This is a genomic window from Larkinella sp., assembly GCF_965227735.1.
Classification (GTDB): domain Bacteria; phylum Bacteroidota; class Bacteroidia; order Cytophagales; family Spirosomataceae; genus Larkinella.
In genome coordinates, this window is record NZ_OZ245776.1 from 4,367,865 (window position 1) to 4,383,194 (window position 15,330).

The following is a 15,330-nucleotide window of genomic DNA, read 5'->3' on the forward strand; positions in this document are numbered from 1 at the left end:
AAAAAAGCTTTTGAACCTAATAGGCGCCATCATCCCCGGGCGGGGCGGTTTCAGCAGGAAGACACCATTTCCTGTACGATGGGGCAATAATACGCGGTTTTTTGAAAATACCCAAGCTGGGTCTGTCGCTGTTGGTTATCTGGGGGAAAAAAGTAACTTTTGTTCTCCAATCGGATTCACCCCGACTTCCTTTCATCAACCTAACCGAAATAGTTTTTCATGCAATTCAGGATTTGTGTGTTGTTTTTGCTGCTCAGCGGGGCTTCCTACGCTCAAAAACAACCTTTTACGGCGGCACAGTTATTTAAAAACGAAAAAACCAATACCCTGCAAACGTTGCCTGCCATCAGGGGCTGGGCCGACGATGCGCATTATCTGCTGACGAAGGGCGAGCAAACCTACTCAGTTGATGCCAAAACTGGGCAGGAAACCGCCTATACGCTGAAGGGAGGCTGGGCCATTTATCCGCCTACGAGTGCCATGGTGGCCGATGGCGTCCAAAACCTCACCGCTTCGGGCGATGGTAAGTGGCTAGTGTACACGCGTGACAGTAAAAACCTTTACCTGCGGGATTTGAAAACCGGGCAGGAAAAACAACTGACGACCGACGGTTCGGAGACGGTTTACAACGGCTACGCAGCCTGGCTGTATTGGGAAGAAGTGCTGGGCCGGTCCACGCAGCACAAGGCCTTCTGGTGGTCGCCGGATAGTAAATACCTGGCATTCATGCGGTTTGATGAGGGCAAGGTGCCGGTTTTTGCCATTGCCGGAGCTACTGGCCAACACGGGTATCTGGAAAACCAGCGGTATCCCAAACCGGGCGATCCGAACCCGCTGGTGAAAATGGGCGTGGTGGAAGTTGCCACCGGAAAAATTGTCTGGGCGGATTACGACGCCAACGCCGATCATTATTTCGGTACGCCGTTCTGGACCCCCGACTCGAAAGCGCTCTGGATGCAGTGGAAAAACCGGGGGCAGGACAACCTGAAACTGGTGGCCATTGATCCGGCAACGGGGAGCAAAACCGAACTGGTGAGCGAAACCCAGAAAACCTGGGTGGACTGGCTCACGACGGTTCATTTTCTGAGCGACGGCAAGCAGTTTATCCGGATGAGCGACGCGTCGGGCTGGATGCACCTTTACCTGCATACGATGGATGGAAAGTTGAAAAATCCGGTTACCAGCGGAGACTATACGGTGACGGGTGTTTCGCTCGTCGATGCGAAAAACGGTCTGGTGTATTTCACCGCCCGCAAGGAAAATTCGGCCCGGACGGATCTCTATAAAGTGAAACTCGACGGCAAGGGATTGCAGCGGCTGACGTTCGGAGAATTCAGCCACCAGGTGCAGGTGTCGCCCGGCGGCAGCCATTTCATCACGACTTATTCCAATCTCCAGACCCCGCCGAAAATGGCGCTGCTCGACAAAAACGGCAAGCTGATTCGGGAACTGGGCGATGCGAAAGGGGTTGATTTTGATAAGTTTACCGTCGCCAAAACCGAGCTGGTGCGTGTGCCGACGACGGACGGGTTTCAGCTTCCGATGACCATCAAATACCCCACGAATTTTGACCCCGGCAAACGCTACCCGGTTTTGATCAGCATCTACGGCGGCCCCAATGCCGGGTCGGTCTATGACCGCTGGAGCTACACCCCGGCTGCGCAATGGTACGCCCAGGACGGCTTGTTGCAGGTCGCCATCGACCACCGGGCTTCGGGGCATTTTGGCAAAACCGGGCAGAATTTTATGCACCGCAACCTGGGCAAATGGGAACTGGACGATTACAGCACGGCAGTGAAGTGGCTGGTTGACAAAGGATTGGTGGACTCTAAAAAAGTGGCGATTACGGGCGGGAGCTACGGCGGTTATGTGACGGCGCTGGCCCTGACGCGGGGTGCCGACGTTTTTACACACGGAATTGCCAACTTCGGGGTGATGGACTGGCAGTTGTACGACACCGAATACACGGAACGGTTCATGGACACCCCCGCCGAAAACCCCGAAGGCTACAAAGTAAGCTCCGTGCTGCACTATGCCGACCGGCTGAAAGGAACGCTGCGGATCGTTCACGGCACGATGGACGACAACGTTCACATGCAGAATTCCGTCCAGTTGGTCGATCAACTGGAGACGCTCAACAAGCATTTTGAATTCATGATTTATCCCGGTGCGCGGCACGGTTTTGGCACAACCAGTAAAGCCAAACACGCCCAGGCCGAAACCGCCCGGTTCATTTACCGGTATTTGCTGGAAAAACCGTTTCCGGCGGAGGTGTGGGAGTGAAACTCTATGGGAATACCGGGAAAAAGCAAACCGGCATCAATCGAATAGCAAGTATATTTTGGCGGGATTTTCTTTAGAAAAAGGGATAAATTGACCGATACCAGCGCACGGTTTTGGTATCGGAAGAAATGTTCCCGAAGCCTCAAGTCCTTATTTACGTTACAATATGTTTTTAGAAAAAATCAAATCCGGCGAATCAGGTGTGCTGCTGTATGGCATTACACCCCCCAAAGTCGGTACTGCTCCTGATCGAATAGCCGAAATTGCCCAAAAAACAATCGACCGACTCTCTGTTCTGGATATTGATGCACTGGTGGTTTATGATGTACAGGACGAGTCGGCGCGGACAAATGAAGAAAGGCCCTTTCCCTTTATCAATGCGCTGGACCCGCTGGTTTTTGCCGCCAATTATCTGAGCATTTTATGCATCCCCAAAATCGTCTATCGGCCAGCCGGTAAATTTTCTGCCGATGAGTTGTCCGACTGGCTGGAAGAGCTGCACAAACAACAGTTCTATCCCGTTTTTGTCGGTATTCCGGCCCCGGATTTTCCGGTAAAAACGAGCCTGCCGGAAGCCTACCAACTCTGGAGCAAGCACCGGGACACGTCCGTTATGGGCGCTGTTACCATCCCGGAAAGGCATCACGTGCTGAAAGATGAAGAAGTCAGGGTGCTGGATAAAATGAACCACGGGGTTTCTTACTTTATTTCCCAATGTGTCTTCAATCTGGACTATGCCCGGCAGGTGATCGAAGATCTGGCCATTAGCTGTCAACGGCAAGGGATCACCCCACCGACGCTCATTTTTACGATTACCGCCTGCGGATCGGCCAAAACCCTGCATTTTATGGAGTGGCTGGGCATCCACATACCGGACGACGTGAAAGCCGAACTGAAAGCATCGGACGACATGCTGGAAAAATCGGTACGGATTTGCCTCGACATTGCCTCGGCACTGACCACCATCTGTCTGGAAAACGGCATCCCGTTTGGTTTCAATATCGAAAGTGTTGCCATTCGCAAAGCAGAGATCGAGGCTTCGATTGATCTGGTGAATAAAATAAGTCAGATGCTGAAGGAGAAAGGCGTGCGAAAGTCTTCTTTAGCGGTTTCCTAACCCCTAATCGTAATGATCAAAAAATTGCTGCTGAGCGGCTTTTGTAGCCTTTCGGCCCTACTTTCCCTGGCTCAGACTGAAATGCCGTTGTATTCCGGCCCGGTGCCAAATGCGAAACCGTCGGACGTCAAAGAAGTCAAACGACCTGACCAGGTGGTGAGCCAGGTCATTCAGCCTACGCTGACGGTTTATCAACCGCCAAAGGGCCAGGCCAACGGAACGGCGGTGATCATCTGTCCGGGCGGGGGCTACGGCGTGCTGGTAATGAAACGCGAGGGCTACGACGTGGCCGAAGCCTTCAACAAAATGGGCGTAACGGCTTTCGTGCTGAAATACCGCCTGCCCAACGAAAAAACCATGATCGACCCGTCCGTCGGGCCGTTGCAGGACGCGCAGCAGGCCCTCAAAACCGTCCGTCAACGGGCTGCGGAATGGGGTGTTGATCCGAAAAAAATTGGCATCATGGGTTTCTCGGCGGGTGGCCACCTGGCAGCTACCGCCGGAACGCACTTTAACCAGAAGGTGATCGACAACCCGGAAGCGGTCAGTGTTCGTCCGGATTTCATGATTCTGGTGTATCCTGTTATCTCCTTTACGGATCAGGTCGGCCATTCCGGGTCCCGCAAAAATCTGTTGGGTGCTACGCCCAAACCGGAGCAGGTGGCGTTGTATTCTAATGAGTTGCAGGTTACTTCCGCCACTCCGCCGGCCTTTATCACCCACGCCAGCGACGATACGGTGGTTCCGGTCAAGAATAGCCTCCTGTTCTACGAAGCCCTTCAGCAAAATAAAGTGCTTTCCGATCTCCACATCTACACCAAAGGCGAACACGGTTATCTGAAAACACCGGCCTTCGACGAGTGGTTTGGCCGGTGCCGCCACTGGCTGATTCAAACCGGGCTGATGGACAGTCGCCCCTAAATCCCCTGAAGCTTTTGCCCCCCAGCCCCCTAAAGGGGGAGTTTTCTCGCGCTCTAAGCTCCCCCTTTAGGGGGCTGGGGGGCAAAAGCTTCAGGGGATCTAGGGCCAGACAATAGAATTTAAAACCGTTCTAAAATCCAAAACCCGGGCAATCTTATTACAATAAGTTCCAGTAACTAACATTGGCATTATTTTTATAAAAAGATCAGTAAATTAGCTCATTAATTTTCTTGTCTGTTTATAATCTCCTTTGTTGTTGGTTGAAGTGGTTGCCCGAAGTATGAAAAAAATCCTACTCCCGCTCTTATTATGTATAGTTGTTTCGGCTCGGGCTCAAAATCCGGCTTTCATGCCGCCGGTACCGGCGATTCAAACCACCATTAAAGCCAGCCTGAAAGCAAAAATCACGGGTGTCGTGATGGATGCCGCTCAGAACAAACCCGTTGAGTTTGCCACGGTCGCCCTGCTGGATCCCCAAACCGAGAAAATTGTTGGCGGAACCACCACCAGCGAGTCCGGCAAGTTTACCATCAGTGGCGTCGACGCCGGAACGTACCGGGTCGTGATCAGTTTTATCGGGTACGAAAATAAAACCATCAATACCGTGCAGGTCGGTTCAGAAGGAGCCGAAGTGGCGCTGGGCGTTGTGCAGATGCAAACCGATTCACGAACGCTGAACGAGGTGGTGGTGACAGCCGAAAAACCGCTGGTCGAAGACAAGGACGACCGGCTGGTTTACAATGCCGATAAGGACATTACCAACAGCGGTGGCACGGCCATCGACGTTCTGAAAAAAGTGCCTTTGCTGACGGTCGATCCCGACGGGACGGTTACGCTGAAAGGCAGCAGCAGCATTAAAGTGCTGATCAACAACAAACCGTCGAGCATCATGGCTCGCAGCATCAGCGAAGCCCTCCAGATGATTCCGGCGGAACTGATCAAATCGGTGGAAGTGGTGACGGCTCCTTCGGCCAAATACGACGCGGAAGGAACAGCCGGCGTGATCAACATCATCACCAAAAACCAGTTGCAGGGCCTGACGGGTGGGGTGAATGCCTCGGTCGGGAGTCGCCGGAACAACCTCGGCGGAAACTTCAACTTCAAGCAAAACAAGCTGAGTATCACCTCGTACGGGGGCGGTAATGTCAACAATTATTTCGGCGGTTCCGAAACCGTGCGGCAGAACCTGCTGGACGGTCAGGTCATCAGCACGATTGAACAGATCAATGCCTACAAAAACAAAGGGCGGTCGGGTTTTGGCTCCGTGAGCGTTGACTACGATCTCGATTCGCTGAACCGCATCGGCGTCGATGCCAGCTTTGGTGGGGAAGGACGAAACACAAATTCCACGCGCGATACGCGGGTGACGTCCGACGATCCGCAGAATTTCCGGCGGTATAACCATACCCAAAACCGCAACCGCAACATGGACGTCAACTTCAATTACACGAAAACGTTCAAGCGGAGTCCGGAGCAGGAATACACTTTTCTGGCGCAGTATAACCGCAACAATAACCACAGCAACTACTCGCTGAACCAGTTTCCGCTGCCCGAAAGCGAGGTGATCGACTACCGGGAGCGCAACAACAACGATAACCAGCAGAAAGAATTCACGATCCAGACCGACTACACCCATCCGTTTTCCACCGTCAAACGCCGGATTCTGGAAGTCGGCACCAAGGCCATTCTGCGTGATGTGGGCAGCGATTACCGCCTGGAAAATGCACCCGACGGATCGTTGAACTACCGGGAAGATCCCACCCGCGCCAATACGTTCGATTACCAGCAGTGGGTTTGGTCGTCGTATGCGTCGTTTCGGATGCGAACCAGCAAAATGTGGGGGTTCAGCCTGGGCGGGCGGATGGAGATGACGAACATCAACGCCAATTTTATTTCGACCAGCACGAAATTTACCGACCGCTACCAGAATTTTCTGCCGAACGTGACCATTTCGAAGCGGTTTGGCGAAGAACGACGGCTGAAACTGAACTATAGCCAGCGGATTCAGCGGCCGTCTATTTTCTACCTGAACCCGTACGTCAATTACTCTGATCCGAAAAACATCCAGACCGGAAACCCGTATCTGGACCCGGAACTGGCGCATTCGGTCGAATTGTCGTACAGCACGTTTACCAAAGGCGGGACAACGGTGAACGCGATGGTTTTCGGACGGCAGACCAACAACGCCATCGAGCGCATCACGACGGTCGACACGAGCGGTATTTCGAGCAGCACGTACCGGAACATCGCCCAGAATTCGACCTATGGAATGAATCTGTTTGGGTCGGCGCGTCCGGTGAAACAGTGGAACATCAGCGGGTCGTTCGGGCTGAACTACAACATTCTGAACAGCAACGCCTTGAACATTACCAACGAAAACTGGAGTTACCGGGTTAACCTGAATACGTCGCTCCAGTTGCCCCACGATATCAGCCTTCAGGCCAACGGTTCCTACAATTCGCGCCGGATTCTGTTGCAGGGGCAATCATCCGGTTTTTACTACTACGGTTTTTCGGGCCGGAAGGAATTCAAGAAACAAAAAGTGACGATTACGGCCAGTGCCGAAAACCCCTTTCGGCGCTACAACACCATCGCGACCTTGCTCCGCACACCCACTTTCATCTCGGATGGCTCCAACTACAACGTCATCCGGAACATTCGTCTGTCGGTCAACTGGCGATTCGGAAAAATGAACGCCGGCCAAAACCGCGAGAAGAAAAAGATTTCGAACGACGACGGAAAGCAGGGGTAACAGGATAACTATCCCGGAATAAAGGCTTGGTTTTGGCTGAAAATGCCTACCTTACTCAGCAAATCACGAACTTTGTTTGCCAATGAGAAGATTGCCTGCCCTTCAGGATCCTAGTTCCGTAGCCCCTCCTTCCTCCGCTGTCGACCGTTTTTTACTGCGTTTTATCCGGGACAGCCGTGATCTGCCGTTCCTTTATCTGACGCTAAAAATCTCCTTTACGCTGGTCCCGCTGGGTATTTTGTTGTTCATCCCAGGCATTACCGGCTGGGTTTGGGGCGTATTGGCGTTTGCCTGTTTTGCGTCGTATGCGATCTATAAAGGGCCATTTGGACTCATGGTGCATTGCGCGGCCCACCGTCCGCTATTCAAACGGGAATACAGTGTGCTGAACTATTACATGCCGACGTTTCTGGCACTTTTCTTCGGAATGTCGCCCGACACCTACCAGAGTCACCACATCGGCATGCACCATCCCGAGAACAACATGCCCGAGGATCTGAGCAGTACGATGACCTATAAACGCGACAGCGTCAGGGGGTTTCTGATGTACCTGGCTAACTTTTTCTTTCTGGGCGTGATCACGCTGATTGGCTATCTGAAGCGGAAAAACCGGCAGAAAATGGCTTTCAAAGCCATGAGCGGTGAAATCCTCTTTTTGACGATGTGCGCGGTTCTTCTGTGGGTGAATGCCCCTGCCACGATTGTGGTGTTTCTGCTTCCGTTTGTCATGACGCGCGTTTTTGGCATGATCGGCAACTGGACGCAACACGCTTTTATCGACCGGAACGATCCGGCGAATGCCTACAAAAACAGCATCACCTGCATCAATGTCAAGTATAACCGCATGTGCTGGAACGACGGCTACCACATCAGCCACCACTGCCGCCCGGCCATGCACTGGAGCGAACACCCGAAGTTTTTCCTGAAAACCCTCGATCAGTATGCGGCCCACAAAGCCATTATTTTCGAAGGACTTGACTACGGACAGGTTTTTGGCTTACTCCTGAGCAAACAGTATCATCGACTGGCCGCCCACGTCGTCAACGTCAATGGGGCGTTTCAGAACGAACAGGAAATTATCGAGTTGATGAAATACCGGGTGCGGCCAATTTTGGAATGGAACCCGGAGAAGGCGTCAGTAGTTGCGGGGTAAGTAAAAAAGGAATTTAAAATGTAAAATGATGAATGCTAAATGTAAAAGTGTTTGGAACGCGCCAGCCCACTTTTACATTTAGCATTCATCATTTTACATTTTAAATTCCTTTTTTCATTCGTGGCTCCTCTGAACCGAAACCGCCGTGGTTCGGGAATTGGCCCGCAACAACACCAGCGCAATGACAAAAAATACTGATTCGGTCACCAGCCATTGCCGGCCAAAATCGCCCAGGGCTCCTTCGGCAAAAACCGTAATGGTGCGCGACAGCGCGTAAAAGCCCCATACCAGACACAGAAAAGCCAGGCCTTTGTTGACATCGGTCACCATCAAATACAGCAGGCTGATGACAATCGTTGCTCCCACGCCCCCATACACGCCCCGGATCGAGCTGAAGGCATCCGTGTTGGTAAGTTGGACATGAACCAGATCCATGACGGATTGGGGGTTGGAAAAAGCCATGATGCTGACCGTGAGGAGGGCCAGAGCCGAGAGCAGAATGAATCCCTGAGCGGCCCGTTTTACAATCGTTTGCGTTTGCATGTTCGTCGTAGTTGTTGGTTTACGAGGCAAAGTTGCAGACGTTTTTCGTCAGAAATCTTGGTCTTGACCAGGATTTTAGCAGAAGATCAACCTACGGAACCATCCGGTCATACACCTCGTCGAACCCGGCGTTTTTGCTCAGTTTGTAATGCTCCGCATGGTAGCGGTCGAGCTTGTCCAGAATCTGGATCAGCAGGGCTTTTTCACTCTCGGTCAACGAACTGTAGGCAACATCGGCCACCCGGTTCATCACCGGAAAACACTGCTGAAGAATGGTCAGGCCCGCTTTGGTGATGCGCAGGCGTTTGGAACGCCGGTCGTTTTCGTCCGGAAATTCTTCAATGTAGCCCATGCCCACCAGCCGGTTCACCACGTCGATTCCGGAGGCAAACTCCACCATCATTTCGTAAATCAACTCGCTTTTCTTGGGCGTCCCCATTTGCGCCAGCACAATCAGGTAAACCGGCTCGTCGATGCTTTTGAAGTTGAGCGGAAACATGGCCTTTTTGGAATAAAAATAACCATACTTCGACAACCGCCCGATCAATGCCGCCAGCCGCGCCGACGGCCGGATCTCGGTCAGCGACCGATTGGCGGTTCCCGTTAGGCTCTCCACCCATTTTTCATCGTATAACCCATCCGGAGAAGCCACCGGCTGGTGCTGGTTGAGGGTCGCGGGCTGCGCGGTTTCGGTTAAATAATGCAGGCAAAATCCGGCCACATCCGCATCGGGCGTGGCCTCACTATACCTGGCCCAGGCATTCACTAAATCAACAAGCTGCTGTTCTCCCCGGTCCATATTATTATGATTTCATACAAAATAACGGATAAGCACCCCTATTTAACTACGTAAATAAAATATTTTTTCAATTTTAGTAAACAATAATTATGTTTTCGTAGTAATATTGCAAATGTACACAGTTTATAATTACGAAAGCATAGTTTTGGTCCCCAAATAAAAATGCCACGACTGAATTTCTATACTCCTTCAAAACCAATGATAGCAGAACTGAAAAACGTTGGAAAGGAATACCAAACCGGCGACCAAACCATTGTGGCCCTGCAACCCACCACCCTGCAATTGAACGAGGGGGAACTGTTGCTCATCATCGGACCGTCGGGTTCGGGCAAAACCACCCTGCTCTCGCTGTTGGGTTGTGTCATCTATCCCAGCTACGGCGACCTTTGGGTCGATGGAAAGTATGTCAATAAGTTGAATCAGAGCGAATTGGCTCGTCTCCGGCTCAACACCATCGGATTTGTGTTCCAGAATTTCAACCTGCTGGCTCCTCTCACCGCCGAAGAGAACGTGATCATGCCGCTGAAACTACAGGGCGTGAACAGCTCCGAAGCCCGCGCCCGCACTGAACAAGCCCTCAAAACCGTGGGCATGACCGACCGGCGTAAAAATCTGCCGAAACAGCTGTCGGGCGGGCAGCAGCAGCGGATCGCCATCGCCCGCGCCCTCGTCACGAACCCCCGGCTGGTGCTGTGCGACGAGCCAACGGCATCGCTGGACAAAAATTCGGTGGGCATTGTCATGCAGGAACTCCGCACACTGGCCGACGAAGGCAAGTCGGTAGCCGTTGTAACCCACGATCCCCGCCTGAAACAATACGCCCACCGGATCGTGGAAGTCGATAACGGGGTAGTAAACGAAGTGAACGAATTTAACGACTAAGGCTATGAAACCGGTTTACTTATTTGGTCTATTGATTGGACTCGCGTCCTGTGGAGGTAGCAAAGACAAGACTGCGGAGTCGCAGGATTCTGTTCGGACGGTGCAAACGCCGAAGCGCATCGACGAGGTGCTGGGCATCGCGGTGATCGAACCGGCAAAACGGATCAGCCAGTTATCCGCCGAAACAGGTGGGCTGGTCAAGAGCATTGCCGTCAATATTGGTGAAGAAGTAAAAAAAGGACAGGTGATTCTGACGATGGATAACGCCGTCGAATCGGCTCAACTACGGCAAGCCAGCGTTAAAATCAAAACCCAGCAGGACGCCATCGAAACCGCCCGGCAAAACGTGCAGACGCTGCGCGTACAACTGCAAAAAGCCGAGGCCGATCTGCAACGCAACCAGACGCTGTTTGCCGGGAAAGCCCTGACGCAGAAGGATCTGGACGATTCGAAGTATGAAGTGACGAACCTGCAACAGCAAATCCGGGCGTCGGAAGCGCAGGTTCGGGAGGCTCAAGGGCGCATTAGTGAACTCCGGGCCGACGTCCAGTATGCCTCGACGGTGGCCGGGCTGAAAACCGTGAAAGCACCCGAAGATGGCACGTTGCTGAGTCTGGATGCCAAAGTAGGCCAGTTTTTGTCCAGCAACCAGTCCATCGGCGATTTTGCCCCGGCGGGTCCGCTGGTGGCCTTGACCGAAATCGACGAACTGTTTGCGCTGAAAGTGAAAGTGGGCCAGAAAGCCTACATCCGACCCCAGGGCAGCGACGAACGATTGACCACGGGAACGGTGGTGCTGACGTCGCCCTACCTCCGCAAAAAATCGCTCTTTGCCGACAATGCCGCCAACCTCGAAGACCGGCGCGTTCGCGAAGTTCGGGTACAACTGGACGAGCCAGGCAACGTCATCATCGGGGCCCGGGTCGAGTGTCTCATTTCCATTCAATAAGGTAAAAACCGCCTTTTGCCATGTTTAGAATTGCGTTCAAATTCATCCGGTATGATGTGGCCAAGTCGCTCGGCGCACTGGCTGGTATCGTGATTTCGGTGTTTCTGGTGGGGCAGCAGGCCGGTATTTTCATCTTCCTGACCGACGCCATGCGGAGCATTGTCGACAACAACAAGGGCTACATCTGGGTGACGGACGAAACCACGACCAACGCCAACCAGCTCAGCCAGCTCGACGTTCGGAAAGGCTACGAAATCGGTTCGCTGCCGGGCGTAGAGCGGGTTTATCCGGTGGTCATCGCCGGAGCCGGGGCCAAATTCGCCAACGGCACCACGAGCGGTTTTTCGCTGATCGGCTCCGAAGCCCCCGCTTTTGTCGGCGGCCCGTGGCGGCTCTACACCGCCAAACCGGCCGACATGATTCCGGAAGGCGCACTGATTACGGATTTCTACGACGCCAAAGCCCTCGGCGGACTCAAACCCGGCGATTATTTCGAAGTCAACGGAAAGAAGGTGTACAACGCCGGTCTGACGCGGGGTGCGCGCTCGTTTGGCGGGGGATTACTGGCGTTCACGACCATCGAACGCGCCCGGTATCTGGCCAACGTCCCCACCAACAAAGTGAGTTTTTACCTTGTCAAACCCAAAACTGGTGTTCTGGAGGCAACGGTTATTCGGCAGATTAACCAGAGCATCACCGGGGTCCGGGCCTGGAATGCCGACGATCTCTCGCAGGTTACGGTCAAAACCGTGTTGGCGACCAACGGCATTGCGGCTTCGTTCGGTAGTCTGATCGGTTTTGCGGTCATTTCCGGCCTGGTCATCATTGGATTAACGCTCTATTCGGCGGCCATCGACCGCATCAAGGATTACGGCACACTCAAAGCAATTGGCGCCACCAACGGTTACGTCAGCCGCCTGATTCTGACACAGGCACTCCTGTTTGCCGTCGTGGGCTACGTGGTTGGCCGGGGATTGGCCGAGGCTTTCCGGCTGGGCATTGCGCAGTCGGGAACGCTGTTTTTCTTCCCGATCTGGTTCGAATACGCCCTGTTCGTTATCACGCTGGTCATCTCGCTGGGCGGCTCGGTATTCGCCATCCGACGCATCAACTCGCTGGAACCGGCCACGGTTTTCCGGGGGTAGTATCATTGAGCGATTGTGTGACGGGGCCGCCAGCGCGGTGAGCTAATGAGTGGTCATGCCCGGCCATTCGTCTTCATTGGTCAATATTCTTTATTTTCAACAAGATACACTATGAAACCGGCCGTATTCCAACGTTCCTTTTTCTTCTTTAGCTTCATGGTGGTAGCCCGATTCGCGCTTTTGCTCGTCGGTCTGCTTTCATTCCATCACGCATTCGCTCAATCGCTCAATACTAAAATCACGCTCGCTCAGGCGTTGCAACAGGCGCAGGCGAACCGGCTGGAACTGACGAATCAGCGGTTGCAAACTCAGATTACGGAGAGTGACGAAGCCCGGCGACGCGCCCAATGGCAGCCGCAGCTCAATACCGGAGCCGATTTTCGCTGGAACACACAGATTCAGCGGAGCGTGATCAAAAATGCGCCGTTCGCCAACGGGCAGGATCTGGTGTTGCGGTTTGGGACACCTTTCAATAACGTTCTGAACGTTCAGGCCGAGCAGAAAGTCTACGACGCCCAAAGCCGCATCGATCGTTCGATCAACCGGTTGAATGCTGAAAACCAGCAAACCACACTGGAAACGCGAAACATTGAAGTACGGCAACAGGTGACCGAAGCCTATTACCAAGCGGTATTCAATCGCGAGAAACAGCGGCTGTCGGAACGCGCGCGCAGCCGGGCGCAGGGCTATCTGGAACAGGCGCAGATCCGTTTTCGGGCCGGGACGTTGCTGGAAAGCGAGTTCGACCGGTTTTCGCTGGACCTCAGCAATGCCGAACTGACCTACCGCAACGACCAGCGCGATTATGCGCTGAGTCTGGAAAATCTTCGGTACCGCATCAACGCCCCGCAACCCGTTGAACCCGCCGATTCGCTCCGGGCCTTGTTTGCGGAGTTTCAAACGCTGGAACTGGCTCCCGGCAATCGCCCGGAACTGCGGACGGAAGAACTCAACCGGCAGGTAAACGAACTCAACCAGCGCCGGGAGCAGGCCCGGCTGGTACCGGTCGTAACGGCCTATGGCGCCTACTTTGCCCAGCAATTTTCCGATGCCTTCAATCCGTTCCAGAGCGGAACCTGGTTTCCGTACAATTACGTGGGTCTACGGGTCAACGTCCCGGTGTTCGACGGGCGGCAAACGCGGCTGAACAAACAGGACTACGTCCGGCGGGCGCAGATCAATCAGAACACGCTTCAGCAATTGAAAAACGACTTTGACTACGAACTCCGGGCGGCCCGGAACACCCTCGATCAGGCCCGCGAGAACCTTGCCGAAACGCAGAAGAACATCACCCAGGCCCAGAACATTCTGGCCATCGACCGCGTCCGTTTCGACGCCGGGACGTTGCTGCTGGCCGACTTTCGCAACAGCGAATACAGCCTGCAACAGGCCGAAAACAACTACCTCCGGGCGGTTTATGACGTGTTGCTCGGGCAGGTTCAGGTTCGGAAAGCGTTGGGTAATTTGTAAAAATGGGTGTTCTGATTTGCAAAGAGATTGAGGAAACCCCGGCGATTGACGGAACCCGGCAAACAGAAGCTACTAAAGGTTTTTTAGAATGAGCGGTTCTTCGGAATAATTTCCATACGGGGTTTTCTTACTTTTGCCAATCACACAGTCAACGCCCTTATGAAACCGCAGGCCGAGCAGATTATCCGAATCGGGAGTACGAAAGACAAGGACATGCTGTCGAAACCCCAGAAGGAATTTAACCGCCTGACCCGGAAAATCGAGACGCTGGAAAAAGAACTGGTGGAATACCGGGAGGCTTCGACCCGCATTCAGCAACGGATTCAGACCGAACTCCTGCCGTTGCAAACGGAATTTCATCAGCAGCGGGCCGCGCTGGTTCGGGTTTTCGATCGCGCCCACGATTCCGGCGCGTTCAAGGCCAATGAACGGAAAAAACTGGTCGATATCATCCTGAATCTGACGTATGACCTCATCTCCGAACACGGTCTGAACGATCTGAAACCGATCTACGACAAGTATGATGCCGACGGTTTCGATGCCACCAATGCCGAAGCCGATGAACTGACGTCGGAAGCCATGAAGGCGATGTACAGCAGCATGTTCGGCGTTGAATTTGACGAGGATGCGGACGTAAGCTCCCCCGAAAAAATGGCGGAACACCTGCGGCAAAAACTGGAAGAACAGCAAACCGCCTTTGAGGAACAACAACGGCAAACCGAGGAGCGACGCGCCCAGCGGCCCAAAACCAAAAAACAACTGGAGCGGGAAGCCAAAAAACAGACCGAAGAACGCAGCATCACGAAAGCCGTGCGGACGGTTTATATGGATCTGGTAAAGGCCTTTCACCCCGACCGGGAACCCGACGAAGCCGAGAAACTACGCAAAACAGAGGTGATGAAGCGGATTACGGAAGCCTACGAAAAAAGCGACTTGCTGACCCTGCTCCGTTTGCAACTGGAGTTTAACCGAATCGATCAGGACCACCTCGAAACGCTGGCCGAAGAGCAGTTGAAGTATTACAACAAAATTCTGAAACAGCAGACGCAGGAACTGGAAGAGCAGCTTTACGGCCTGCAATCGCAGCTTGCAGCCATCAGTGGGAAATCCCTGCTGTTAGTGTCGTCACCGATGAGCCTGGAATTTAGCTTCAAAACCGACGTGCAGGAGCTGAAACGCAGCATCAAAAACCTGAAAAATGATCTGAAAGCCTTCCAGGATACGGCCGTGATGAAGCAGTGGCTGAAGTCGTACCGGATTCAGAAAGCCGGGGATTTTGACGGTTTTTTCTGACGGTTACCCTGTCAAAAAACGTT

Annotated in this window: 12 protein-coding genes and 1 riboswitch; of the genes, 10 read left to right on the plus strand and 2 right to left on the minus strand. The window is 53.3% G+C overall.

Annotated features, from left to right (window positions below):
- Positions 1 to 13: 13 nt before the first annotated feature.
- Positions 14 to 81, minus strand: a riboswitch (Fluoride riboswitch).
- A gap of 138 nt (positions 82 to 219) precedes the next feature.
- The 5 genes from ACO064_RS17150 to ACO064_RS17170 all read left to right on the plus strand — a co-directional run bounded on the left by ACO064_RS17150 (position 220) and on the right by ACO064_RS17170 (position 8,226).
- The gene (locus tag ACO064_RS17150) at positions 220 to 2,283 is read left to right on the plus strand and encodes a S9 family peptidase (protein ID WP_421828473.1); all 2,064 of its coding nucleotides are present in this window, start codon (positions 220 to 222) and stop codon (positions 2,281 to 2,283) included.
- A gap of 166 nt (positions 2,284 to 2,449) precedes the next feature.
- Positions 2,450 to 3,400: a methylenetetrahydrofolate reductase gene (locus ACO064_RS17155; RefSeq protein ID WP_421828474.1), complete on the plus strand. Its 951-nt coding sequence runs from the start codon at positions 2,450 to 2,452 to the stop codon at positions 3,398 to 3,400.
- Positions 3,401 to 3,412: 12 nt separating this feature from the next.
- Positions 3,413 to 4,321, plus strand: coding sequence for an alpha/beta hydrolase (locus ACO064_RS17160; protein ID WP_421828475.1), 909 nt, complete (start codon positions 3,413 to 3,415; stop codon positions 4,319 to 4,321).
- 349 nt (positions 4,322 to 4,670) lie between these two features.
- Entirely contained in the window at positions 4,671 to 7,073 is a 2,403-nt protein-coding gene (locus ACO064_RS17165; protein WP_421828476.1) for a TonB-dependent receptor domain-containing protein, read from the plus strand.
- 82 nt (positions 7,074 to 7,155) lie between these two features.
- Entirely contained in the window at positions 7,156 to 8,226 is a 1,071-nt protein-coding gene (locus ACO064_RS17170; RefSeq protein WP_421828477.1) for a fatty acid desaturase family protein, read from the plus strand.
- Positions 8,227 to 8,340: 114 nt separating this feature from the next.
- Here the strand turns inward: ACO064_RS17170 and ACO064_RS17175 are convergent, their stop codons facing one another.
- A complete protein-coding gene (locus tag ACO064_RS17175; RefSeq protein WP_421828478.1) occupies positions 8,341 to 8,769 on the minus strand; it encodes a DUF4345 domain-containing protein in 429 nt (142 codons plus the stop codon).
- Between the two features lie 91 nt (positions 8,770 to 8,860).
- The gene (locus ACO064_RS17180; RefSeq protein WP_421828479.1) at positions 8,861 to 9,568 is read right to left on the minus strand and encodes a MarR family winged helix-turn-helix transcriptional regulator; all 708 of its coding nucleotides are present in this window, start codon (positions 9,566 to 9,568) and stop codon (positions 8,861 to 8,863) included.
- A gap of 198 nt (positions 9,569 to 9,766) precedes the next feature.
- Between ACO064_RS17180 and ACO064_RS17185 the strand changes: the two genes are divergently transcribed.
- The 5 genes from ACO064_RS17185 to ACO064_RS17205 all read left to right on the plus strand — a co-directional run bounded on the left by ACO064_RS17185 (position 9,767) and on the right by ACO064_RS17205 (position 15,307).
- The gene (locus tag ACO064_RS17185; RefSeq protein WP_421828480.1) at positions 9,767 to 10,450 is read left to right on the plus strand and encodes an ABC transporter ATP-binding protein; all 684 of its coding nucleotides are present in this window, start codon (positions 9,767 to 9,769) and stop codon (positions 10,448 to 10,450) included.
- 4 nt (positions 10,451 to 10,454) lie between these two features.
- Complete coding sequence (locus ACO064_RS17190; RefSeq protein WP_421828481.1) at positions 10,455 to 11,399, plus strand: HlyD family secretion protein; 945 nt, start codon at positions 10,455 to 10,457, stop codon at positions 11,397 to 11,399.
- Positions 11,400 to 11,419: 20 nt separating this feature from the next.
- On the plus strand, positions 11,420 to 12,544 hold the full coding sequence (locus tag ACO064_RS17195; RefSeq protein WP_421828482.1) for an ABC transporter permease: 1,125 nt from the start codon (positions 11,420 to 11,422) through the stop codon (positions 12,542 to 12,544).
- Between the two features lie 111 nt (positions 12,545 to 12,655).
- Positions 12,656 to 14,014 carry a TolC family protein gene (locus ACO064_RS17200; protein WP_421828483.1) on the plus strand — a complete coding sequence of 453 codons (1,359 nt, stop codon included), beginning with the start codon at positions 12,656 to 12,658 and terminating at the stop codon, positions 14,012 to 14,014.
- Between the two features lie 159 nt (positions 14,015 to 14,173).
- A complete protein-coding gene (locus ACO064_RS17205; RefSeq protein ID WP_421828484.1) occupies positions 14,174 to 15,307 on the plus strand; it encodes a hypothetical protein in 1,134 nt (377 codons plus the stop codon).
- The last annotated feature ends 23 nt before the right edge of the window (positions 15,308 to 15,330 follow it).